Raw genomic sequence first — 22535 nt, forward strand, 5'->3', positions numbered from 1 at the left:
GGGCCGCGCGGTCGAGGCGTAATCGGGACGGATGAGCCAGATCGATCTTTCCGCCTATCGTCCCAATGTCGGGGTGGTGCTGTTCAACACCGCCGGTCTGGTCTGGCTGGGCCGCCGCGCGAGGACGCCCGAGCCGTGGAACTGGCAGTTCCCGCAAGGCGGCGTCGATGAGGGCGAGGATCTGGAGGCGGCGGCGCTGCGCGAACTGCAGGAAGAAACCGGCGTGCGCTCGGTCGAGCTGCTGGGCCGCACCGGGGGCTGGATCGTCTATGACTTTCCCGAGGGCATGGGCGGGCCGAAGGCCTGGAAGGGCTTCAAAGGCCAGAAGCAGGTCTGGTTCGCCTTCCGCTTCACCGGCGACGACAGCGAGTTCGATCTGGCCGCCCACGGCGAGCCGGAGTTCGACGCCTGGCGCTGGGGCGCGCTGGATGAGGCGCCGGACCTGATCGTGCCGTTCAAGCGCGAGGTCTATCAGCAGGTGGTGGCGGCCTTCGAGGACCTGCCGAAGAGCTGACGCCGCGCGGCCCCAAAGAAAAAGGCCCCCCGCCGAAGCGAGGGGCCCCTGATCTTGTTCGCGTCGCAGAAGGCTTAGCCCTCGACGATCTCCGAGGCTTCTTCGGCCAGGATGCTGAGACCCTGAGCGTTGATGTCGGCGAAGCCGCCCTTGACCGTGAAGCGACGACGCTGGGCGCCGTCATAGATCACGACCACGCCCTCGCGCAGGGTGGTCATGAAGGGCGCGTGGCCCGGCAGGACGCCGAAGTCGCCCTCGACGCCCGGCGCATCGACCTGATCGACCGAACCGGCGAAGATTTCGCGTTCCGGGGCGACGAGGGAGAAGTTCAGCTTACCGGCCATGACTTAGGCTTCCGAAGCCATCTTGGCGGCCTTCTCGACGACTTCCTCGATGGCGCCGACCATGTAGAAGGCGGCTTCCGGCAGGTGGTCGTATTCGCCGTCGCAGATGGCCTTGAACGAGCGGATGGTGTCCTTCAGCTCGACGAACTTGCCCGGCGAGTTGGTGAACTGCTCGGCCACGAAGAAGGGCTGCGACAGGAAGCGCTGGATCTTGCGGGCGCGCGAAACGACCAGCTTGTCGTCTTCCGACAGCTCGTCCATGCCCAGGATGGCGATGATGTCCTTCAGCGCCTTGTACTGCTGCAGGATTTCCTGAACGCGACGGGCGACGGTGTAGTGTTCTTCACCGATGACCAGCGGGTCCATGATGCGCGAGGTCGAGTCCAGTGGGTCCACGGCCGGGAAGATGGCCTGGGCGGCGATGTCGCGGTTCAGAACGGTCGTCGCGTCCAAGTGAGCGAACGAGGCGGCGGGTGCCGGGTCGGTCAGGTCGTCGGCGGGAACGTAGATGGCCTGGACCGAGGTGATCGAGCCCTTCTTGGTCGAGGTGATGCGCTCTTGCAGGTTGCCCATCTCGGTGGCCAGCGTCGGCTGATAGCCCACGGCCGAGGGGATGCGGCCCAGCAGAGCCGACACTTCCGAACCGGCTTGGGTGAAGCGGAAGATGTTGTCGACGAACAGCAGCACGTCCTTGCCTTCTTCGTCGCGGAAGTACTCGGCGATCGACAGGCCGGTCAGGGCGACGCGGGCGCGGGCGCCGGGCGGCTCGTTCATCTGGCCGTAAACCAGGGCGCACTTGGAGCCTTCGGTCGAGCCGTTGTTCTTGGCCGGGTCCACGTTCACGTTGGACTCGATCATCTCGTGATACAGGTCGTTGCCTTCGCGGGTGCGTTCACCCACGCCGGCCAGAACCGAGTAACCGCCGTAAGCCTTGGCGATGTTGTTGATCAGTTCCTGCATGGTCACGGTCTTGCCCACGCCGGCGCCGCCGAACAGGCCGGTCTTGCCGCCCTTGGTGTAGGGGCAGATCAGGTCGATGACCTTGATGCCCGTGACCAGGATTTCCGCCGAGGTCGACTGTTCGTCGAAGGTCGGGGCTTCCTTGTGGATCGGGCGGTATTCGGTGGTCTGGATCGGACCGGCTTCGTCGATCGGCTGACCGACGACGTTCATGATGCGGCCCAGGGTGCCGGGACCGACCGGCGCCATGATCGACTTGCCGGTGTCGACGACGGGCTGGCCGCGCGTGAGACCTTCGGTCGTGTCCATCGAGATGGCGCGGACCATGTTCTCGCCGAGGTGCTGGGCGACTTCCAGAACCAGGGTGAAGGGCTCGCCCGTCTTCTGGTCGACGTTCTGCGTCTCCAGGGCGCTCAGGATGGCCGGCAGGGCGCCGTCGAACTCAACGTCGACGACGGCGCCGATGACCTGGGCGATACGGCCCGAGCCAGCAACGGCGGCGGCGGCCTTCGGAGCGGCGGCCTTCTTGGGGGCGGCCGGCTTCTTGGCGGCGGGTTTCTTGGTGGCGGTGGCGTCGGTCATGGGGTGCGTCCGGTTCGGAATGTCGTGTCGGTCGGGATCAGAGCGCTTCAGCGCCGGCGATGATCTCGATCAGCTCGGTGGTGATCTGGGCCTGGCGTTTACGGTTGTACTGCAGGGTCAGGCTGTTGATGAGGTCGCCCGCGTTGCGCGTGGCGTTGTCCATCGCGGCCATCTGCGCGCCGAAGAAGCCGGCCTGGTTCTCGTAGAGAGCGGCCAGGATCTGCGTCGTCAGGTTGCGCGGCAGCAGGGTCTCGAGGATTTCCTCTTCCGAGGGCTCATACTCATAGACCGCGCCGTTCAGGTCGATCGGTTCGGCGTCGCCTTCGACGACGGCCGGGATCAGCTGGCTAGCGGTCGGCACCTGCGAGATCACCGACTTGAACTGGCTGTAGAAGAGGGTGACCACGTCGGCCTGCCCGCCTTCAAAGCTCTCGGCGATCAGTTCGGCGATCGGCTGTGCGGCCGGCAGACCCAGGACCTTGTGCTCGCTCAGCTCGAAGGACTTGACCACCTTGTCGCCGAAGAGGCGGGTCAGGGGATCGCGCGACTTCTTGCCGACGGCGATGACGCGAACGTCCTTGCCCTGGGCGATCAGGCTGTTGATCCGGTCGCGAGCGGCGCGGACGACGTTGGACGAGAAGCCCCCCGCCAGACCCTTGTCCGCCGTGGCGACCACGATCAGGTGACGCTGGTCGGCGCCCGTGCCGGCCAGCAGCTTCGGCGCGCCGTCGCCCGAGACGCCGGCGGCCAGGTTGGCGATGACCGAGGCCATCCGCGTCGCATAGGGGCGGGCGTTCTCGGCCTGCTCCTGGGCGCGCTTCAGCTTGGCCGCGGCGACCATCTGCATGGCTTTCGTGATCTTCTGCGTCGCTTTGACGCTTCCGATCCGATTGCGCATTTCCTTAAGGCTGGCCATCCGGCGCTACTCTCGCTCTCTGGTCAGATCTTAGGCGAAGGTCTTGGCGAAGGCGGCCAGGACGTCCTTGAGCTCGGCTTCCAGTTCCGGCGTCAGGGCCTTCTTGGTGCGGATGCCTTCCAGCAGCGAAGCGTGGTTCGAGTGGACGCGGGCCAGCAGCTCGCTCTCGAAGCGGCCGATGTCCGACACCGCCACGTTGTCCAGGTAGCCGCGCGTGCCGGCGTAGATCGACACGACCTGCTCTTCGACGGCCAGCGGCGAGTACTGCGGCTGCTTCAGCAGCTCGGTCAGGCGGGCGCCGCGCGCCAGCAGCTTCTGGGTCGAGACGTCCAGGTCCGAGCCGAACTTCGCGAAGGCGGCCATTTCACGATACTGGGCCAGTTCGCCCTTAATCGAACCGGCGACCTGCTTCATGGCCTTGATCTGGGCCGAGGAGCCCACGCGCGACACCGAGATGCCGACGTTCACGGCCGGACGGATGCCCTGGTAGAAGAGGTCCGATTCCAGGAAGATCTGGCCGTCGGTGATCGAGATCACGTTGGTCGGAATGTAGGCCGAGACGTCGTTGGCCTGGGTTTCGATGATCGGCAGAGCCGTCATGGAGCCCGAACCGTTGTCTTCGTTCAGCTTGGCCGAACGCTCCAGCAGGCGGCTGTGCAGGTAGAAGACGTCGCCCGGGTAGGCTTCACGTCCCGGCGGACGGCGCAGCAGCAGCGACATCTGACGATAGGCCACAGCCTGCTTCGACAGGTCGTCATAGACGATCAGGGCGTGCATGCCGTTGTCGCGGAAGAACTCGCCCATGGCGGTGCCGGCGAACGGAGCCAGGAACTGCAGCGGGGCCGGTTCCGAAGCCGTGGCGGCCACGACGATGGTGTACTCCAGAGCGCCCGATTCCTCGAGCGTCTTCACGATCTGGGCCACCGTCGAGCGCTTCTGGCCGATGGCGACGTAGATGCAGTAGAGCTTCGCCGACTCGTCTTCCGACTTGTTGACGTTCTTCTGGTTCAGGATGGTGTCGATGGCGATGGCGGTCTTGCCGACCTGACGGTCGCCGATGATCAGCTCGCGCTGGCCGCGGCCGACGGGGATCAGGGTGTCGATCGCCTTCTGGCCGGTCTGCATCGGCTCGTGAACCGACTTGCGGGGGATGATGCCCGGAGCCTTGACGTCGACGCGGCGACGCTCGGTGAACTGGATCGGGCCCTTGCCGTCGATCGGCTCGCCCAGCGGGTTGACGACGCGGCCCAGCAGGCCCTTGCCGACCGGCACGTCCACGATCTCGCCCAGGCGGCGGACTTCATCGCCCTCGGCGATGGCGGCGTCCGCGCCGAAGATCACGGCGCCGACGTTGTCGCGCTCGAGGTTCAGGGCCATGCCCTTCACGCCGGCCTTGGGGAACTCGACCATTTCACCGGCCTGGACGTTGTCCAGACCGTGGATGCGGGCGATGCCGTCGCCGACCGACAGCACTTGGCCGACGTCGGAAACGTCGGCTTCAACGCCGAAGTTGGCGATCTGCGACTTGAGGATGGCCGAGATTTCGGCGGCGCGGATGTCCATGGTGGGCTCTCTGGCTTTCGTCTTCGGTGCGGGCCCGCTGGCCCGGCTTGAACTTGGAATTCGGGGCTTAGGCGCGTTTCAGCGCGAACTTCATCTGGTCGAGCTTGGTCTTCAGCGAGGCGTCGAACAGCTTCGAGCCCACCTTGACCTTCAGCCCGCCCAGGATCGACGGATCGACGCGGGCGGTCAGTTCGGGATCGCGGCCCAGCGACGCGCGCAGGGCCGACTGAATGCTCTTGGTCTGGGCCGCCGACAGCGGCAGGGCCGAGACGACCTCGGCGGCCACGACGCCGGTCGCCTTGGCGTACAGGGCCTGGAAGCCGGCGATCACGCCGGGCAGGTCACGCGCGCGGCCGTTCTGGGCCAGCAGGCCGAGGAACTTCTTGGTCGTGGCGTTGAACTTCGCCTTGTCGGCGATGGCCGACAGGCCCTTGGCCTGGTCCTCGGCCGAAATGACCGGCGACTGTGCCAGACGGCGCAGGTCCGCGCTCTCCAGCCAGGCGGCCTTCAGCGAGGCGAGATCGCCGCGCACGGCGTCGAGCGCCCCCGTCTCTTGCGAGAGGTCGAACAGCGCCTGAGCATACCGTTCGCCGACTTCCGTCGTTCTGAAATCGTCCGCCACGTAATAAAGGTCCGCGATTTGAAGCGTTTGGGTCGAGTCCGGCTGCGATCGCTCGCGCCAGACAAGGGCTTGATTTGCTTATGGAAAGCACGCTTGGGACACATCTTTCGATGCATCCTTCGCTAAAGCCGCGCGGCTGATAGCATGCAAGGTCCTCGCTCGCAACCGACGGGAACGGAACGATAAGGTCGCACCTGCGCTCTTTTGCCGGAATCCAGACCCATGCGACGGGGCCGGGTGCGACGACAAGGCCGCCTCCAGACGCTTGCTGCAACCTCACGGTCCCGTTACCGCTTATGGCTATCATCACATTCTGGAACACCGATGCTTGAAAGCATAACTCCCCTGCTGAGCGATCCTGCCGCCTGGGCGGCTCTTGTGACCCTGGTGGTCATGGAAGTCGTCCTCGGCATCGACAACCTGATCTTCATCTCGATCCTGTCGAACAAGCTGCCGCCCGAGCATCGCCAACGCACCCGCCGTATCGGCATCGGCCTGGCCCTGATCATGCGTCTGGGCCTGCTGGCCACGATCGGCTGGATCGTCGGCCTGACCGCCCCCGTCTTCGACCTGGGCTTCCACGGCGAGACCTTCGACACCGCCTTCAGCTGGCGCGACCTGATCCTGATCGCCGGCGGTCTCTTCCTCGTGTGGAAAGCCACTAAGGAGATCCACCACGCCGTCGACACCACCCCGTCGAACGACATGCTGGAGAAGGACAAGAAGGACGTCGTCATCAACAACGTCGGCTCGGCCATCATCCAGATCATCATGCTGGACCTGGTCTTCTCGATCGACTCGATCCTGACCGCCGTCGGCATGACCGATCACGTGCCGATCATGATGGTCGCGGTCGTCGTGGCCGTCGTCGTCATGCTGCTGGCCTCGGACCCGCTGGCCAACTTCATCGACAAGAACCCGACCGTGGTCATGCTGGCCCTGGGCTTCCTGCTGATGATCGGCGCCGTCCTGATCGCCGACGGCTTCGGCGTCCACGTGCCCAAGGGCTATATCTACGCCGCCATGGCCTTCTCGGCCCTGGTCGAGGGTCTGAACATGTGGTCGCGCAATGCGCAGATCAAAAAGGACCGGGCCAAGGAAGCCGCGCAAGCCGCGCTGAACAGGGCCGAAACCGCCGAGCCCGGCGTCTGATGCGTCTGTGGCCGGTCCTGACGATGCTCCTGCTGGCGCTCCCCGCGTCGGCGGTGGAGCAGTCCTCGGGGCCGGCCGCCCCTTCTTCCCCGCCCGCCCCCGCCGCCCGACCGCCGGTCTATGGCTATGAGGTGGTGCGGACCCTCCCCCATGACCCGACCGCCTTCACGCAAGGCCTGGTCGTCCGCGACGGCGTCCTGCTGGAAAGCACGGGTCGCGCCCCGTCCAGCGTCCGTCGCGTGCGGCTGGAAGACGGGGTCGTGCTGCAGAAGCACGAACTCGCCCCCGAGTATTTCGGCGAAGGCCTGACCGAGATCGACGGCCGCATCGTCACCCTGACCTGGAACAACGGCGTCGGCTTCGTCTGGAAGGCCGCCGACCTGAGCCCCGTCTCGCGCTTCACCTATGAAGGCGAGGGCTGGGGCCTGACCCACGACGGGACGCGGCTGATCCTGTCCGACGGCTCGGCCAGCCTGCGCTTCTTCGATCCCGAGACCTTCGCCGAAACCGGCCGCGTCGCGGTCACCCTGAACGGCCGCCCCGTGCGCCAGCTGAATGAGCTGGAATGGATCGACGGCGAGGTCTGGGCCAATGTCTGGCAGACCAACTACATCGTGCGCATTAATCCGACGTCCGGCCATGTGGTCGGCGTCATCGACCTGAAGGGCCTCTTGCCGGCCGATCAGGTGAAGGACCCCGCCGACGACGTCCTGAACGGCATCGCCTGGGACGCCGCGAATCGCCGGCTGTTCGTCACCGGCAAGAACTGGCCCAGCCTGTTCGAGATCAGGCTGACCGGGCCGCGCTGACCTTCCCCGGCGGGAGAGGGCTTGAGCGCCCGCAAGCGTAGCGCGCGGCTGCGCGAAAGGGTGAGGGGCTGACCTGACCTTCGGCGCAAGCCGTTTCATCGCCCGGCGCGGCGGCTTGCGCCGACGGATAACCTCGACCCTCATCCGGCGCTTCGCGCCACCTTCTCCCATCGGGAGAAGGGAAGACTTTCAAAGGAAACTGTAGGGGTCCACGTCCACCGTCAGCCTTACCGAGGCCGGGACCTTCACCCGACCCAGCCAGGCGCGCAGGAAGGCCTGCAGGTTCACATCCCGATCGGCCCGGACCAGCAACCGCTTGCGGCGGCGCCCTCGCACCAAAGCCAACGGCGCGTCAGCGGGGCCATAGACCTCCAGCCGCTCGGCGTTGGGGATGGCCTCGGCCAGATCGCGGGCGACCTTTTCGACCGCCATGGCGTTCTCGCTGGACAGGATGATCGCCGCCAGGCGCCCGTGCGGCGGCAGCGACGCCGCCTCGCGCTCGCCCATCTCGGCCTCGACGAAGGCGTCGCGGTCGCCCGCCGCCAGGGCCTCCAGCACCGGGTGTTCCGGGGTCCAGGTCTGCAGCAGGGCGCGGCCCGGCTTGTCCGCCCGCCCCGCCCGCCCCGTGGCCTGGGCCAAAAGCTGATAGGTGCGCTCCGCCGCCCTCAGGTCGCCGCCGCGCAGGCCGAGGTCCGCGTCCACCACCCCGACCAGGGTCAAGCGGGGGAAGTTGTGGCCTTTCGCGGCCGCCTGCGTCGCCACCAGAATATCGATCTCGCCCTCGGCCATCGACTGGATCAGGGCGCGGGCCGACTGGCCGTCCGGCACGGTGTCGGAGCTGAAGATGGCGGTGCGGGCCTCGGGGAAAAGACGGCGCACCTCCTCCTCGACCCGCTCGACGCCCGGCCCCACCGGCACCAAGGAATCCTCGGCCCCGCACGACGGGCAAAGCTTGGGCTTGGCCATGGAGAAGCCGGTCAGGTGGCAGACCAGCCGCCCGGTGTAGCGATGCTCGACCAGCCATGAATCCGTGTCCGGCGCGGTCAGTCGATGCCCGCAGGCGCGGCACAGGACTACCGGAGCGTAGCCGCGCCGGTTCAGGAAGAGCAGGCTCTGCTCCCCCCTGGCGAAGGTCTCGCCGATGGCGTCGCGCAGCGGCTGCGACAGCCAGGTCTGCGGGTCGGGCGGACAGGTCCGCAGATCCACCAGTTCGATGTCCGGCAGCACCGCCGCCCCGTGCCGCGCCGCCAGCTTCAGCCAGCCGTAGCGGCCTTGGCGCGCGTTCCACAACGTCTCCAGCGACGGGGTGGCCGAGGCCAGAACCACGGTAGCCCCCTCGATCCGGCTGCGGGCCACCGCCAGGTCGCGGCCGTGATAGACCAGACCCTCTTCCTGCTTGAACGAGCCGTCGTGCTCCTCGTCCACCACCACCAGCCGCAGGTTGGCGTAGGGCAGGAACAACGCCGAGCGCGCCCCGACCACGATGTTGCAGCGCCCGGCGACCACCGCCTCCCAGACCTGACGGCGCTTGGGCGGGGCGACGCCCGAATGCCATTCGGCGGGCGTGACGCCGAAACGGGCGGCGATGCGTTCGATCACCGCCTGGGTCAGGGCGATTTCCGGCAGCAGGATCAGGATCTGCGCCGTCGGATCATGCCGCAGCGTCCGCGCCGCAGCGTCCAGATAGGCCTCGGTCTTGCCCGACCCCGTCACCCCGTCCAGCAGGAAGGGAGCGAAGCCGCCCCTGGCCACGGCGTCGGCGATGGCTGTCGCCGAGGCAGCCTGATCCGGGTTCAGGCTGGCCGGGGCATGGTCGGGATCGGGGGCGTCGAAGGCGGCGACCGCCTCGATCTCGATGACCGTCAGCACCCCCTCGTCGACCAGCCCCTTGATCACGCCTGCCGAGACACTGGCCTCCCGCGCCAGGTCCGCCGCCGTCATCGAGCGCTGCCCCAGGGCCTCCAGCACCGCCGTCCGCGTCGCCGTGGGGCGGGCCGGGCTACGGCCCTCGACCCGCTTGACCCGCCGCTCGGGCCGGGGACGCGGCGCGCGCAATCCCTTCAGGGCCGTGGCCGCCATCTCGCCCGGCGGGCTCAGAGTCCAGCGCGCCGCCCATTCGACAAAGGTCAGAGTCCGTTCCGGCAGGCGATGCTCGCTCACCACCTGATCGATCGCCTTCAGCCGCCGGTTCGAACCCGTCGTCTCGAACACCTCGGCCACCACGCCCCGGATCAGGCGCGGCCCCAGCGGCACGTTGACCTGATCGCCGCGCACAGCCGTCAGCCCCTCCGGGACCTCGTAATCAAAGGCCTCGGGCACCGGCAGAGGAATGAGGACGGAGGCGACTTTCACCGCGCGTCCCAAAGGGCTAGCATCCCAAGCATGAAACTCTTTCTCGACACCGCCGACGTCGCCGTCATCAAGGACATGCTGCCCACCGGGATGGTGGACGGCGTCACCACCAATCCGTCGCTGATCGCCAAGTCGGGTCGGAACATCGCCGAGGTCATCGCTGAGATTTGCGCCCTCGTCGAGGGGCCGATTTCCGCCGAGGCCGTGGCGACCGATTTCGAGACCATGGTCAAGGAGGGCGACAAGCTGGCCTCCATCGCTCCCAACGTGGTCGTCAAGCTGCCCCTGACCTGGGACGGCCTGCGCGCCACGCGCGCCTTCGCCGACAAGGGGATCAAGACCAACGTCACCCTCTGCTTCTCGGCCGCACAGGCCATGCTGGCGGCCAAGGCGGGCGCCACCTTCATCTCGCCCTTCGTCGGTCGTCTTGAGGACGTCGGCGCCGACGGCGTGGGCCTGCTGGACGAAATCCGCGCCCTCTACGACATCCATGATTTCGACACCGAGATCCTGGCCGCGTCCTTGCGCAATCCTGACCACGTCACCGCCGCCGCCATCGCCGGCGCCGACGCGGCCACCCTGCCGGCGGACACTTTCAAGGCCTTGGTAAAGCACCCGTTAACCGACAAGGGGCTTGATGCCTTCCTGGCGGACTGGGGCAAGACTGGTCAGTCCATCCTGTAAATCCCGACCCGCAAAAGAGGTCCGCTTGAGCACTTCCCTGGACCTCTCTTCTGACCCCGCCGAGGGCCTTCACTGGCCCGAGGTGCGGGCCTGGCTGAACGCCCACCCGGATCGTCTGCTGGACGACCGCACCCTTCTGGAAGAACTGGGCCTGCGCGCCACCGGCCGCAACGTGGTCGATTTCGGCCGCGCGGCCCTGACCCGGCTGGAGGCCGTGGTCCAGCGCGAGGCCGGCGCCCGCAAGCAGATCGAAGAGATCGCCCGCGCCAACTTCGCCGCCCAGACCCAGACCCACGTCTCGGCCCTGGACCTGATGGAGGCGACCAGCCACGCCGAGCTGTCGCGTCAGCTGGACGCCACGGCCCAGGCCCGCTTTGGCCTGGCCGGCGGTGCCATCGCCATCGAAAAACCCGGCGTCACGCCCTTCGGCTGGAAGGCGCTGGAGCCGGGCCGCGTCGACGCCCTGCTGGGCGACGATGGTCTGGAATGGCTGGGACCCAACTTCACCGGCCTGGACCTGTTCGGCCCCGCCGAGGGCGAGGTGAAGTCGGTGGCTCTGGTGCGCATGAGCTTGCATCTGCCCGGTTCGGACGGCGCTCGCCCGGCCCTGTGCGCCTTCGGCTCGCATGAGGACGACGGCTTCACCCCGGCCATGGGCTGCGAACTGGTGGCCTTCATCACCCGCGTGGTCGAACGCATGGCCGAGCGATGGCCGACGCAGGCCTGACAGCCTCAGAGGCCCTCCTCGCCTGGCTCGAGCATCTGGCGCACGAGCGGCGCCTGTCGCCGCGCACGCTGGAGGCCTATGGCCACATCGGGCGGCTCTACGTCGCCTTTCTCGATCGCCATCGCGGCGGGCCGCAGACCCTGGCCGACCTCGGCGCCGTCACCGCCGCCGAGGTGCGCGCCCATCTGGCCGAACGGCGCAGCGGCGAGCGCCCCCTGAACGCCCGCTCGCTCAGCCAGACCCTGGCCGCCATTCGGGGCTTCCACGCCTTCCTCGACCGGCGCTGCGGGACGCCGGCGCCGCAGTTGGCCCTGGTGCGCGGCCCGCGCGTCAAGCCGTCCCTGCCTCGCCCCGTCACCGAGGATCAGGCAAAGGGCCTGCTGCAAGAACCCGAGGCCGATCCTGACATGGAGCCGTGGGAGGCCGCGCGCGACCGCGCCGTCCTGACCCTGCTCTACGGCTGCGGGCTTCGCATCTCGGAGGCCCTGTCGCTAAAACGTTCCGACGCCCCCCTGCCCGACGCCCTGCGGATCACGGGCAAGGGCGGCAAGATGCGGCTGGCCCCGGTCCTGCCCCAGGTGCGCGAGGCGGTGGAGGCCTATCTGGCCCAGCAGCCCTTCGTCCTCGACGCCGACCAGCCCCTGTTCCGCGCCACACGCGGCGGGGCGCTCAGCCCGCGTCACGTCCAGGCCACCGTCCAGCGCCTGCGCGGGCGTCTCGGCCTGCCCGCCTCGGCCACGCCCCACGCCCTGCGCCACAGCTTCGCCACCCACCTGCTGGGGGCCGGCGCCGACCTGCGCTCGATCCAGGAACTGCTGGGCCACGCCAGCCTGTCCACCACCCAGAAATACACCCAGGTCGACGCCGCCCGCCTGCTGGCCGCCTACGCCGAGGCCCATCCCAGAAGTTAACTGTTCAGCGGCCGCGAACGGCGCCTATTCTCCGCACGGGGATGAATGCGGCGTGGAGGTCAGCCGTTGTCTGGACCAGAGTCCGTCTGCCATCCCTCGCGCCGGTCTGCGCTCGCCCTGACCGCCGGCGGCGCCCTGACGCTCGCCCTTCCGGCGGCAGCCCAGATCGCAGCGCAACCGCCCGGGCCGGCCGAACCCGACGCCACGGCGCGCCTTCTGGAGAACCTGCTGACGCGCATGGCCGTCAAGGTGAATGTCGGAAGTCTGCGCGATCCCCTGTTCGTCATCGACACCGGGGCGGAGCGCACGGCCATATCCGACCGCCTGGCGGCGGAGCTGAATCTGCGGCCCGGCCCGCCGGTCCTGGTGCACGGCATCACGGCGGCCGAAGTCGTGCGGACGGTCGAACTGCCACGACTGGACTTTTCCGGGCGCCGCTTCGCCCATCTGACGCCGCCGGGCTTTCCCTATGAGGTGCTGGGCGCCGAGGGGCTGCTGGGACTGGACGTCCTGTCGCGCTTTCGTCTGACGCTGGAACTGCGGCAGCGCCGGGTCATGATGGCGCCGTCAGGCCCGGACGTGGTGGAGCGCGGGATCGCCTTCGGCCGCGCCAGCCGGGTGCGCAACGACATCACCGATACCCGCCGCGCGCGCTTTGGCCAGTTGATCCTGACCAGCGTCCAGGTCGATGGCGTCGAGGCCGTCGCCTTCATCGACAGCGGGGCCCAGTACTCCATCGCCAACCAGGCCCTGATGCGATCCATCGACGCCCGCATCGGCCCGTCCGCGCGTCAGGCCGTGCGCGTCTACGGCGTCATCGGCCAGTCTCTGATGGTGGATTCCGGCGCCGTCTCCAGCCTGAGGCTGGCGCGACGGGAAATGGGGGCCACACCCCTGCTGTTCGGCGACCTGCACGCCTTCCGGGTTCTGGGGCTGAGCGAACGCCCCGCCCTGTTGCTGGGGGCCGACATCCTGACCCGGTTCAGCCGCATCACCCTGGACTACGGCCAGTCGCGCATCGCCTTCGGGGGTCTGATCCGACGCCCGCCCGCGCCGCAACCGGAGGTCAGATCGCCCTGACGGCGCCGCCGTCGATACGGATCAGGGATCCGGTCACATAGCCCGCCAGCGGACTCGCCAGGAAGGCGGCGACGGCGCCGAACTCCTCGGTCGTGCCGATGCGACCCGCCGGGATGGTCTTGACCGATTCCGCGCGCGCCTCGGCGGGTTCGACGCCGGTGGCCGCGGCGCGGGCCGCGTCCAGCCGCTCGATGCGCGGGGTGTCGATGCGGCCCGGCAGCAGGGTGTTGACCGTCACGCCATTGGCCGCGACCTCGCCCGCCAGGGTCTTGGCCCAGGCCGCCACCGAGGCGCGCAGGGTGTTGGACACGCCCAGCGTCCCGATCGGCTCGATCACGCTGGTCGAGGCGACGTTCAGCACCCGGCCCCAGCCCATCGACCGCATCCCCGGCATGACCCGGTCCGTCAGGCGGAAGACCGACAGCACCATGGCCTCGAACTGCTCGCGCCACAGGGCCGGGTCCAGCCCGTTGACGCCTGACGGCGGCGGCCCGCCGGTATTGTTCAGCAGGATCTGGATCGGCCCGCCCAGGGCCGCCTCGGCCACATCCACCGCCGTCAGCAGCCCCTCGTGATCGGCCAGATCGGCGGGGGCGATCACCGCCCTGCCCGGCCCCATGGCGTTCAGTTCGTCGGCCACGGCCTGAAGCTTGACCGCATCGCGCGACAACAGGGCCACATGCGCTCCCTCGGCCACAAGCGCGGTCGCCACGGCCCGTCCCAGGCCGCTGGAGCCGCCGCAGATCAGGGCGCGCTTGCCGGTGAGTTGAAGATCCATGTCGGTGTCCCATGCCGTGAAGAGGGGTCGAAGCGGCACATGGTCACTCGCGCCACCGATTACGAGACTGACTCGGGAAAACTCGCTGTCGAACGGAGCCCGAAGCCAATGTCCGTTGTCGGCGTTGGAACCGATGACCGCAAATCGCCCCATTGCAGACGTTGACTGAATCGCCTTGGCTGCGGTCATGCTAAGCATCTACTCGGTCACCGCCCGCATTTTTCAGCTTTTGGGAGCCCTGGTGCTTGCGGGGGCGGCTTTTCTAACGGTCGCCTTCCTGCGCGATGGTGACAGGATTGCTTCGCTATTCTGCGCGACCATGACCTTGGCTTCTGCTGCCTTCATCATCCTCGCAGGCTGGATGCGGAAGCGGATGAAAGCGTGGTCAGATAAGTTTCCACCTAGCGTCCGCTAACCACCCTTGGCAGACAAAGGTCACGATCGCTTTGACCCCTCAGCCCCCAACAAAAACGGCGCGCCCCTTGCGGAGCGCGCCGTGATGCGTTCGGGCTGAGGGCCTAGCTTTAAGCCTGCATGGCCCAGCCTTCGACGGCCATGGCCGCCTGGCGGACCGCTTCCGAGCGGGTCGGGTGGGAGTGGCAGGTGCGGGCGATGTCTTCCGACGAACCGCCGAAGGCCATGGTCATGCAGGCTTCGCCGATCAGCTCGCCGGCCTGCGGGCCGTAGATGTGCACGCCCAGAACCTTGTCGGTCGTCGCGTCGGCCAGGACCTTCACGAAGCCCTCGGTCTCATGGTTGATCTTGGCGCGGCTGTTGGCGGCGAAGGGGAACTTGCCCTTCTTGAAGGCGACGCCCGCAGCCTTCAGCTGCTCTTCGTTCTTGCCGACCCAGGCCACTTCCGGGCCGGTGTAGATGACGCTGGGGACCAGGTCGTAGTCGACGTGGCCGGGCTTGCCCGCGATCAGTTCGATCACGGCCACGGCGTCTTCCTCGGCCTTGTGCGCCAGCATGGGGCCATAGGTGACGTCGCCGATGACCCAGACGCCCGGCGCCGTGGTCTTGAAGTGGTCGTTGGGGATGACGCCGCGCTTATCGGTCTCGATGCCGACCGTCTCCAGGCCCAGACCGGCGGTGTAGGGACGGCGGCCGATGGCCACCAGAACCACGTCGCCCTTCAGGGTTTCGGCCGCGCCGCCGGCCGAAGGCTCGATCGTCAGTTCGACGCCGTCCTTGGACGAGGTCGCGCCGGTCACCTTGGTGCCCATGCGGAAGGTCATGCCCTGCTTGGTCAGGCCGCGCTGGAAGGCGGTGGCGACCTCGGCGTCCATGCCGGCGCCGACCTTGTCGAGGAACTCGACCACGGTCACCTGCGCGCCCAGACGACGCCAGACCGACCCCAGCTCCAGACCGATGACGCCCGCGCCGATGACGATCAGGTGCTTGGGAACCTTGGGCAGGAAGAGTGCGCCGGTCGAGTCGATGACCTTGCCGTCCTCGAAGGCGACGCCCGGCAGCGGGGTCGGCTCGGAGCCGGTGGCGATGACGATGTTCTTGGTCTCATAGGTGGTCTTGGCGCCGTCGGCGGCCTCGACCTCGACCTTGTTCGGTCCGGCGATGCGGCCGCGGCCCTTCAGCCAGACGACCTTGTTCTTCTTCATCAGGAACTCGATGCCCTTGGTCAGGGCTTCGACGCTGTCGTCCTTGGCCTTGTGCATCTGGCCCAGGTTCAGCTTGGGCTTCACCTCGATGCCGATGCCGGCGAATTCGGTGTTGGCGGCCTCATACAGCTCCGAGGCGTGCAGCAGGGCCTTGGACGGCATGCAGCCGACGTTCAGGCAGGTGCCGCCGAGCGTGGCGCGCATTTCGATGATGGCGACCTTCAGGCCCAGCTGGCCGGCGCGAATGGCGGCGTTGTAGCCACCCGGCCCGCCGCCGATGATCACTACGTCGTAGGTCTGGGGAGCGGCGTCGGCCATGGATATCCTCTGATCGGTCTGGCGCTGGGAAGGAAGCGGCGCGGACACTAGCGCCGACCCCGGCGGGGTCAACCGCCAGGCTCCATATAGGCCCGGATTGCGCCGGGGGCCATGCCGACCAAAGCCAAAGCTGCAGCGCCCCGTTCAGAACGGCAAAGGGCCGGGGGGTCGCCGCCCGGCCCTCCGTGGCTCGTTGACCGGAACGATCAGTACTTGAAACGCACGCCGACGAAGGCGTTGTAGCCGAACTTCTCGTACTCATAGGTCCGCTCGCGCGAGCCGTAGTACTTGATCCCTGCCGAGTCGGTCAGGTTCTTGGCCTCGCCGAAGACCTCGACGCCGTTGCCGAAGTCGTAGCTGGCGGTGAAGTCCAGTTGCTCGCGGCCCTCGACATAGAGGTCGAGGTCGGCGGTGTCGGCGTTGATCTCTTCCAGATAGTCGCTGCGCTTGGTGTAGGACAGACGGGCCGAGAAGCCGCCCATCTCGTAGAAGAGGGCCGCGTTGTAGTTGGTGTCCGACTGACCCGGCAGGGCGAAGGTGTCGCGACCGCCATAGTTCTGGGCCGTCTTGATCTCGGCGTCGGTGACCGTGAAGTTGGCGAAGACGCCGAAGCCCGACATCCAGCCCGGCAGGAAGCCGAACTTCTGCTGCCAGTTCAGCTCCAGGCCCATCAGGTGGCCCTCGGGCGCGTTGATCGGGGTCTCGAAGTCAGCCTCGCCGCCGCTCGCCAGATCCTCGGTGTAGTTCAGGATGTAACGATAGTCGTTCAGGTCCTTGTAGAAGACATTGGCCGAAACCACGCCCAGCGAGGCGAAGTAGTACTCCAGACCGGCGTCGAAGTTGTTCGACAGGGTCGGCTGAAGGTCCGGGTTGCCGATCTCGTAAGAGACGTCCAGGCCGTCCGTTTCCTCAACGCGGCGGGGAACGATCTGACTGAACTCCGGGCGCGAGATCGAGCGCGTCAGGGCGACACGACCGATCAGGTTGTCGTTGAAGGCGTGACGGACGGTCAGGTTGGGGAAGAAGTCGGTGTCGTCGCGGCTGACGGCGGCGGTCGAAAGCGCGCCGTCGATCACGGTCGGGGCCGAGCCGTCGAAGTTCGTCTGTTCGACACGCAGACCGACGGTGATGTTGGTCGCGCCGACATCGAAGCGGGCCTGACCATAGCCGGCCAGGATGTCTTCCTGGGCCGTGTAGTCCGCCGTCAGCGAGTCAGGCATCCGGCGCGGCGAAGAGCCCTTGGCGGCGGCCAGGTAGGCGTCGACCAGACCCTTGTCGTACTGCGTTCCCAGACGATAGCCAAAGTTCTGCCCCTGCGCGTCGCCCCACAGAGAGGCAAGCGTGCCCGGATTGGCCGAAGCGGCGCGGTCCCGTTGGCGCTCTTCATCGGCGTCGACCTCGCGGGAGGCGTACTTCAGGCCGAACTTCCAGGCGACCTCGCGACCGGCGAACTGGCTGGGGATTTCCAGATTGGTGCGGAAGGCGACGTCTTCCTGCTGGGTCGTGTTCGAGCGGAAGGTGTTCTCGCGGAACGAGAAGTTGCCGGGCGTGGCGAAGAAGCCGCTCGCCGTGTCGCCGAAGATCGGATTGCCCGGCGCATAGAAGTAGCTCGGGGCGTAGTGGTTGCTGGTGTCGTAGCTCAGCGTCGTCGCGCTGGAGCGATAGACCAGTTCATCGCGGTGCGGATAGGTCTGCTCGCTGTTGGCCCAGGACAGGTCGGCGTCCCAGACCATGCCGTTGTCAAAGCTGTGCTCGCCGCCCAGGACCAGGGTGGTGATCTCGTTGTTCTGGGTGCGGTGACGCAGGCCGCGATAGATGCGGGCCCCGGTATAGGTCGCGGTCGTGTTGGTCGCGCCCGGCTGCAGGGCGCCGTCGGCGTAGCCCAGGATCAGGGTGTTGCGGTACTCGTCGTCTTCGAAGTCGGCGTAGGAGCCGCGGACATAGAGGCGGGTCTGGTCGGTCGGACGCCACTCCAGAGCGCCGGTCAGGGCCTGACGCGTGCGCTGGGTCTCATACTGCTTGAACAGGGTCTCCTCGAGCACGAAGACGCCGTCTTCCTCGACCCAGGCGTTTTCGATGTTCTCGGGACGGCGGTTGGTCTCGGAGTAGCTGAGCGACAGCAGGGCGCCGAAGGTCTGGTTCGGACCGAAGACGTTCGAGACCGTGGCCCCGGCGCGAACATCGTCGCCGCCGTAGTCGTTGTAGCTGCCCCCGGCGTAGCCGCTGAAGGCCAGACGGCGCGTGTCGAAGGGCGAGCGGGTCTTGATGTTGACGGCGCCGGCGATGGAGTCGGCGTCCTGGCTGGGCAGCAGGGTCTTGGAGACCTCGATGTTGGAGACGATGTCGCTGGGCAGGGTGTCCAGGTCGACCGCGCGGGTGCCGGGATCGACGGCCGGGACAGTCACGCCGTCCACCGACACGGCGGTGAAGGCCGAAGGCGCGCCGCGCACGTTGATGTAACGGCCCTCGCCCTGGTCGCGCTGGATGGCGATGCCGGGGACGCGCTGAAGCGACTCGGCGACGTTGGGGTCGGGATAACGGCCGATGGCGTCGGCGGACAGGACATTGATCGTGCCGTCGGCGTTCTTCTGCTGGTTCAGCGAGCGGGCCACGCCGTCGGTGATGACGCCCGTCACCACCACGTCGGCCACCGTCGTCACGTCGTCGCCGCCCAGGGTCACCGTCACCTGGGCCGCGCGACCCGGGGTCAGCACCACCGACTGGCTGGCGTGCGGCAGGCCGATGTAGCGCACGTCCAGCACCACGTCGCCGGTCAGGCCCGGCAGGCTGAACTCGCCCTGGGTGTTGGAGACGGCGCGGCGGCCCGAGCCGCGAACGATGATCTCGGCGCCCGGCAGGGGCGAGCCGTCAGCGGAGACCACGCGGCCGAACAGGCCGTCGCCCGCCGGCTCGATCGCGGCGCTGGGCGCGACATCGGCGGCCTGAGCGGCCACAGCGAAGGTGAGCGGCAGAATAGCGGCGCTCAGCAGAAGGCGAAGTTTCATTTCAGTCATCCCCGTTCACCGGGGCGCGTCACGCTCCGGTCCATGGGAGGGGCTGGCTAACGACGTGCGGCGACGCGGCCGCGACGGTTTCACGAAAAGGAATCTGCGAACGGACCACAGAGACGCGACAAATCCTCCCGAAACGGAGGGACTGTCATTTCGTAGAAATCAGATCATCACGGGAATACTGGAGCCTGAAACGCGAAACGGGGCCCGATCTTGCGATCGGACCCCGTGTTCCAGTCTCGACATGGAGCGGGCGAGGCGATTCGAACGCCCGACCCCAACCTTGGCAAGGTTGTGCTCTACCCCTGAGCTACGCCCGCACTCCGTAGGGAACAGTGTGCTGCGCCCCGTCGAGGAGGGGCTTTTAGCCGACCCTTCTCAGAAGGCGCAACCCCCTTTTTTCATTTTCCGCTTTTCCGATGCATTTTTTCGAATAGCCCTGAAATTTCAAACGCAAACAGCCCCCGCAGCATCCCCGAAAGGAGGGCTGCGGGGCCGCTCAAAATGACCGCTACGAATGATCGTTCCGCACCGACCCGCTCAAGCAGCGAGCCGCCGCGCGGCGAGCGATAGCGGCCTCAGCCGCGCTGAGGATCAGCGCGGCGCCAGACGAATGGCGCCGTCCAGACGGATGCATTCGCCGTTGATGTAGACGTTCTCAGCCAGATGCAGGGCCAGCGAGGCATAGTCGGCCGGCGTGCCGAGGCGGCTGGGGAAGGGAATGGCGGCGGCCAGGCTGTCCTGAACCTTCTGGTCCATGCCGGCCATCATCGGCGTCCACATGATGCCGGGCAGAATGGTGTTCACGCGCACACCGTCCTGGGCCAGATCGCGCGCGACCGGCAGGGTCATGGCGTAAACCCCGCCCTTGGACGCCGAATAGGCGGCCTGGCCGATCTGCCCGTCCTGGGCCGCGACCGAGGCGGTGTTGACGATCAGACCGCGCTCGCCATCGGCCATCGGTTCAGCCTGAACCATGCCCAGCGCCGACTGCGACAGGACGCGGAAGGTGCCGAACAGGTTGATCGAGACAGTGCGCTCGAACGAGGCCATGTCGTGCGAGCGGATCTCGCCGGTGTCGCGCTTGCGGCTGACGGTCTTCTGGCCCGTGGCGATGCCGGCGCAGTTGACGGTCAGGCGCTCCTGACCGTGGGCGGCGCGGGCCTTGACGAAGCCGGCGGCGACGCTCTCGTCCGAGGTCACGTCCACCTTGCAGAAGACGCCGCCAATCTCCCTGGCGATCTCCTCGCCGCGTTCCTCGTTCAGGTCGAACAGGGCGACCTTGACGCCCTTGGCCGCCAGGGCGCGCGCCGTGCCTTCGCCGAGGCCCGAAGCCCCGCCCGTCACCACCGCCGCAATCGAACCGTCGAGTTTCATGAAGATCGTCCCTATATTCTGGTGAACCGAGTGTCTGCGCGAGGATTTAGCGGCCATGACCGCCAAAGCCAAACCTGCTTCCCCTGCCGAGGCCATCGATCCTGAAAAGGCCCTGGTCCCGACGGTGCAGAGGGTCAATGAGATGCGCGTCAGGAAGGGCTTCTGGCCCAAGCTGCGCAGCACCGCCTCGCGCATCCCCTTCGCGGGTCAGGCCCTGGCGGCCTGGTACGCGACCCAGGACCCCAAGACCCCCATGGCGGCCAAGGGCGTGATGCTGGGAGCCCTGGCCTATTTCGTCATGCCGGTAGACGCTATTCCCGACATCTTCGCCGGGATCGGCTTCACCGACGACGCGGCGGTGATCGCCGCCGTCCTGGCGACGCTCGGCGCCCATGTGAAGCGCAAGCACCACGACCAGGCCGAGGCGGCGCTGAAGCGCGTCCGCGACGAGGCCAAGGACTAGCGATCCAGCGGCTTGGCCCGCCACCAGCCGGTGACGGAATAACGCGGCCCGCCGGCGAAGGGGGCGACGGTCGAGACCGCGTGCATCTGCGGCACCGCAAAGACGTTCAGGGCGCCGAAGCTGGGGACGAAGGTCTCGGTGATGTCGCCGCCCTCGTCGAGGAACTGCAGCAGACCGCCCCACTCCGCCCGCCAACCGGGCGACAGGTTCAGCACATAGGCGTAGAGACGCTCGGTCTTCGGATTGGCGTCGCTGTGCCGGTTGAGGAAATGCCCCGGCAGGTAGCGGGTCACCTGACCGTCGGAAAAGGCGATGCGGTCGTCGCCGGTCAGACGCCGGGCGAAATCCAGAAAGGCCTCGGTGTTAAAGAAGTCCAGCAGGTCGAACAGGATCTGCGGCGTCGCCGCCCCCGCTTCGCGCGCGGGCCCCAGCCGTAGGCGGTCGAACAGGAACTGCAGCCCCTCCGTCGCCCCGGCATAGGCCTGCTGCGTCACATGAGCCTGGTCCTCGGGCGAGGACGCGTCCAGCGTCGCCACGGGAATGTCGGCCCCCAGGGGGTTGAGGAAGGTGCGGACCCAGGGCTGATCGGGCGCCAGGACCGCCGCGTGCAGGGTCTCTGCACCCTCGCCGAACAGGCCGGGGACGCGGGTGCGGCCGGTGCGGGCCAGCCGCTCGGCGGCAGCGGCGAAGTCGGCCTCGCCCACCGCCAGTGTCAGAGCCGGATCGAGAAGGGCGGTGCTCATTCGTCGGTCGTCACGACGATCTTGCCCATGGCCGTTCGGTCGCCCAGGGCCTTGATGGCGTCGTGAGCGTCCTCCAGCGGATAGGTGCGGCTGACGCGCGGCTTGATCTTGCCGTCCTTCCACAGCTGCATCAGCTCGGCCATGTTGGCGGCGTGAGCCTTGGGATCGCGCGCCACCGCCGCGCCCCAGAAGACCCCGATCACCGAGGCCGACTTCAGCAGGGTCAGGTTCAGCGGCAGGGACGGGATCCCCGCCGGGAAACCGACCACCAGATAGCGGCCGTTCCAGTCCATGGCCCGCAGCGCAGGCTCGGCGTAATCGCCCCCGACTGCATCATAGACCACGTCGGCGCCGTCGCGGCCGGTGGCCAGCTTCAGCTCGCCCGACAGCGACTTCTGCGCCGCCTTGTCCATCGGGCCGGAGGGATAGATCAGGCCGTTGTCGGCCCCCAGCTCCAGCGCGAACTCGACCTTGTCGTTGGTCGAGGCGGCGGCGACCACGCGCGCCCCCATGGCCTTGCCCAGCTCGACGGCGGCGGCGCCCACGCCCCCTGCGGCCCCCAGCACCAGCAGGGTCTCGCCAGGCTGCAGGTTGGCCCGGTCCTTCAAGGCGTAGTAGCTGGTGCCGTAGGTCATGGTCAGGGCGGCGGCTTCGTCGAAGCTCATGCCGTCGGGCATGGGGATCAGGCTGGAGGCCGGGACCGCCAGACGCTCCACCAGACCGCCCCAGCCGGGCACGGCGATGACGCGATCCCCCTTGAACACGCCCTTGACGCCCTCGCCCACGGCGTCGACCACGCCCGCCACCTCGGCGCCCGGCGAGAAGGGGCGCTCGGGTTTGAACTGGTATTTGTCTTCAATGATCAGGGTGTCAGGGTAGTTGATCCCCACCGCCTTGACCTCGATCACCACCTCGCCCGCCTTGGGCGTGGGGTCCATGACCTCTTCGACGACAAGGCTATCAGGGCCGCCGACGGCCTTGGACAGGACTGCGCGCATACTGGTTTCTTC

General features: G+C 67.6%; 21 protein-coding genes and 1 tRNA gene. 9 read left to right on the forward strand and 13 right to left on the reverse strand.

Features of this window, described 5'->3' with window-relative positions:
• Positions 1 to 31: 31 nt before the first annotated feature.
• Positions 32 to 514, forward strand: a complete 483-nt coding sequence (locus tag RTY13_RS03685) for an RNA pyrophosphohydrolase (protein ID WP_312781206.1) — start codon at positions 32 to 34, stop codon at positions 512 to 514.
• A 74-nt stretch (positions 515 to 588) separates the two neighbouring features.
• Here the strand turns inward: RTY13_RS03685 and RTY13_RS03690 are convergent, their stop codons facing one another.
• From RTY13_RS03690 to RTY13_RS03710, 5 genes are all read right to left on the reverse strand, one after another.
• Entirely contained in the window at positions 589 to 858 is a 270-nt protein-coding gene (locus tag RTY13_RS03690; RefSeq protein ID WP_312781208.1) for an ATP synthase F1 subunit epsilon, read from the reverse strand.
• 3 nt (positions 859 to 861) lie between these two features.
• Positions 862 to 2400 carry a F0F1 ATP synthase subunit beta gene (atpD, locus tag RTY13_RS03695; RefSeq protein WP_312781210.1) on the reverse strand — a complete coding sequence of 513 codons (1539 nt, stop codon included), beginning with the start codon at positions 2398 to 2400 and terminating at the stop codon, positions 862 to 864.
• A 37-nt stretch (positions 2401 to 2437) separates the two neighbouring features.
• Positions 2438 to 3316 carry a F0F1 ATP synthase subunit gamma gene (locus RTY13_RS03700; protein WP_312781212.1) on the reverse strand — a complete coding sequence of 293 codons (879 nt, stop codon included), beginning with the start codon at positions 3314 to 3316 and terminating at the stop codon, positions 2438 to 2440.
• Positions 3317 to 3346: 30 nt separating this feature from the next.
• The gene (atpA, locus tag RTY13_RS03705; protein WP_105563148.1) at positions 3347 to 4879 is read right to left on the reverse strand and encodes a F0F1 ATP synthase subunit alpha; all 1533 of its coding nucleotides are present in this window, start codon (positions 4877 to 4879) and stop codon (positions 3347 to 3349) included.
• Between the two features lie 67 nt (positions 4880 to 4946).
• Entirely contained in the window at positions 4947 to 5501 is a 555-nt protein-coding gene (locus RTY13_RS03710; protein ID WP_312781213.1) for a F0F1 ATP synthase subunit delta, read from the reverse strand.
• Positions 5502 to 5825: 324 nt separating this feature from the next.
• On the opposite strand from RTY13_RS03710, the gene RTY13_RS03715 reads away from it, so the two are divergent.
• Both RTY13_RS03715 and RTY13_RS03720 read left to right on the forward strand, forming a co-directional pair.
• The gene (locus tag RTY13_RS03715; RefSeq protein WP_312781214.1) at positions 5826 to 6653 is read left to right on the forward strand and encodes a TerC family protein; all 828 of its coding nucleotides are present in this window, start codon (positions 5826 to 5828) and stop codon (positions 6651 to 6653) included.
• Positions 6653 to 7462 (forward strand): glutaminyl-peptide cyclotransferase, encoded by an 810-nt coding sequence (locus RTY13_RS03720; RefSeq protein WP_312781215.1) that lies wholly within the window; start codon positions 6653 to 6655, stop codon positions 7460 to 7462. Before RTY13_RS03715 ends, RTY13_RS03720 begins: the two co-directional genes overlap by 1 nt.
• A gap of 189 nt (positions 7463 to 7651) precedes the next feature.
• Here the strand turns inward: RTY13_RS03720 and RTY13_RS03725 are convergent, their stop codons facing one another.
• Positions 7652 to 9814 (reverse strand): primosomal protein N', encoded by a 2163-nt coding sequence (locus RTY13_RS03725; RefSeq protein ID WP_312781216.1) that lies wholly within the window; start codon positions 9812 to 9814, stop codon positions 7652 to 7654.
• Positions 9815 to 9844: 30 nt separating this feature from the next.
• Between RTY13_RS03725 and fsa the strand changes: the two genes are divergently transcribed.
• The 4 genes from fsa (at position 9845) to RTY13_RS03745 (ending at position 13216) form a co-directional block, all read left to right on the forward strand.
• Positions 9845 to 10498: a fructose-6-phosphate aldolase gene (gene fsa, locus RTY13_RS03730; protein ID WP_312781217.1), complete on the forward strand. Its 654-nt coding sequence runs from the start codon at positions 9845 to 9847 to the stop codon at positions 10496 to 10498.
• 25 nt (positions 10499 to 10523) lie between these two features.
• On the forward strand, positions 10524 to 11225 hold the full coding sequence (locus RTY13_RS03735; protein ID WP_312781218.1) for a DUF484 family protein: 702 nt from the start codon (positions 10524 to 10526) through the stop codon (positions 11223 to 11225).
• The gene (locus RTY13_RS03740; protein ID WP_312781219.1) at positions 11207 to 12136 is read left to right on the forward strand and encodes a tyrosine recombinase XerC; all 930 of its coding nucleotides are present in this window, start codon (positions 11207 to 11209) and stop codon (positions 12134 to 12136) included. Before RTY13_RS03735 ends, RTY13_RS03740 begins: the two co-directional genes overlap by 19 nt.
• Before the next feature lie 66 nt (positions 12137 to 12202).
• The gene (locus RTY13_RS03745) at positions 12203 to 13216 is read left to right on the forward strand and encodes an aspartyl protease family protein (protein WP_312781221.1); all 1014 of its coding nucleotides are present in this window, start codon (positions 12203 to 12205) and stop codon (positions 13214 to 13216) included.
• Here the strand turns inward: RTY13_RS03745 and RTY13_RS03750 are convergent.
• Positions 13203 to 13994 (reverse strand): SDR family oxidoreductase, encoded by a 792-nt coding sequence (locus RTY13_RS03750; RefSeq protein WP_312781222.1) that lies wholly within the window; start codon positions 13992 to 13994, stop codon positions 13203 to 13205. The two genes, RTY13_RS03745 and RTY13_RS03750, sit on opposite strands and share 14 nt — an antisense overlap.
• A gap of 187 nt (positions 13995 to 14181) precedes the next feature.
• On the opposite strand from RTY13_RS03750, the gene RTY13_RS03755 reads away from it, so the two are divergent.
• On the forward strand, positions 14182 to 14409 hold the full coding sequence (locus tag RTY13_RS03755) for a hypothetical protein (RefSeq protein ID WP_312781223.1): 228 nt from the start codon (positions 14182 to 14184) through the stop codon (positions 14407 to 14409).
• A 109-nt stretch (positions 14410 to 14518) separates the two neighbouring features.
• On the opposite strand, the gene lpdA is transcribed toward RTY13_RS03755, so the two are convergent.
• The 4 genes from lpdA to RTY13_RS03775 form a co-directional block, all read right to left on the reverse strand.
• On the reverse strand, positions 14519 to 15931 hold the full coding sequence (gene lpdA / locus RTY13_RS03760; protein WP_312781224.1) for a dihydrolipoyl dehydrogenase: 1413 nt from the start codon (positions 15929 to 15931) through the stop codon (positions 14519 to 14521).
• A gap of 206 nt (positions 15932 to 16137) precedes the next feature.
• Positions 16138 to 18936, reverse strand: coding sequence for a TonB-dependent receptor (locus tag RTY13_RS03765; RefSeq protein ID WP_312781225.1), 2799 nt, complete (start codon positions 18934 to 18936; stop codon positions 16138 to 16140).
• 251 nt (positions 18937 to 19187) lie between these two features.
• Positions 19188 to 19262, reverse strand: a tRNA-Gly gene (locus RTY13_RS03770).
• Between the two features lie 274 nt (positions 19263 to 19536).
• Positions 19537 to 20319: an SDR family oxidoreductase gene (locus tag RTY13_RS03775; RefSeq protein WP_312781226.1), complete on the reverse strand. Its 783-nt coding sequence runs from the start codon at positions 20317 to 20319 to the stop codon at positions 19537 to 19539.
• A gap of 55 nt (positions 20320 to 20374) precedes the next feature.
• On the opposite strand from RTY13_RS03775, the gene RTY13_RS03780 reads away from it, so the two are divergent.
• The gene (locus RTY13_RS03780; protein WP_312781228.1) at positions 20375 to 20782 is read left to right on the forward strand and encodes a YkvA family protein; all 408 of its coding nucleotides are present in this window, start codon (positions 20375 to 20377) and stop codon (positions 20780 to 20782) included.
• On the opposite strand, the gene RTY13_RS03785 is transcribed toward RTY13_RS03780, so the two are convergent.
• On the reverse strand, positions 20779 to 21525 hold the full coding sequence (locus RTY13_RS03785; protein ID WP_312781230.1) for a 2OG-Fe(II) oxygenase family protein: 747 nt from the start codon (positions 21523 to 21525) through the stop codon (positions 20779 to 20781). The two genes, RTY13_RS03780 and RTY13_RS03785, sit on opposite strands and share 4 nt — an antisense overlap.
• Positions 21522 to 22523 carry an NADPH:quinone oxidoreductase family protein gene (locus tag RTY13_RS03790; RefSeq protein ID WP_312781232.1) on the reverse strand — a complete coding sequence of 334 codons (1002 nt, stop codon included), beginning with the start codon at positions 22521 to 22523 and terminating at the stop codon, positions 21522 to 21524. Before RTY13_RS03790 ends, RTY13_RS03785 begins: the two co-directional genes overlap by 4 nt.
• Between the last annotated feature and the right edge of the window lie 12 nt (positions 22524 to 22535).

Source organism: Brevundimonas sp. (genome assembly GCF_032055285.1).
GTDB lineage: Bacteria > Pseudomonadota > Alphaproteobacteria > Caulobacterales > Caulobacteraceae > Brevundimonas.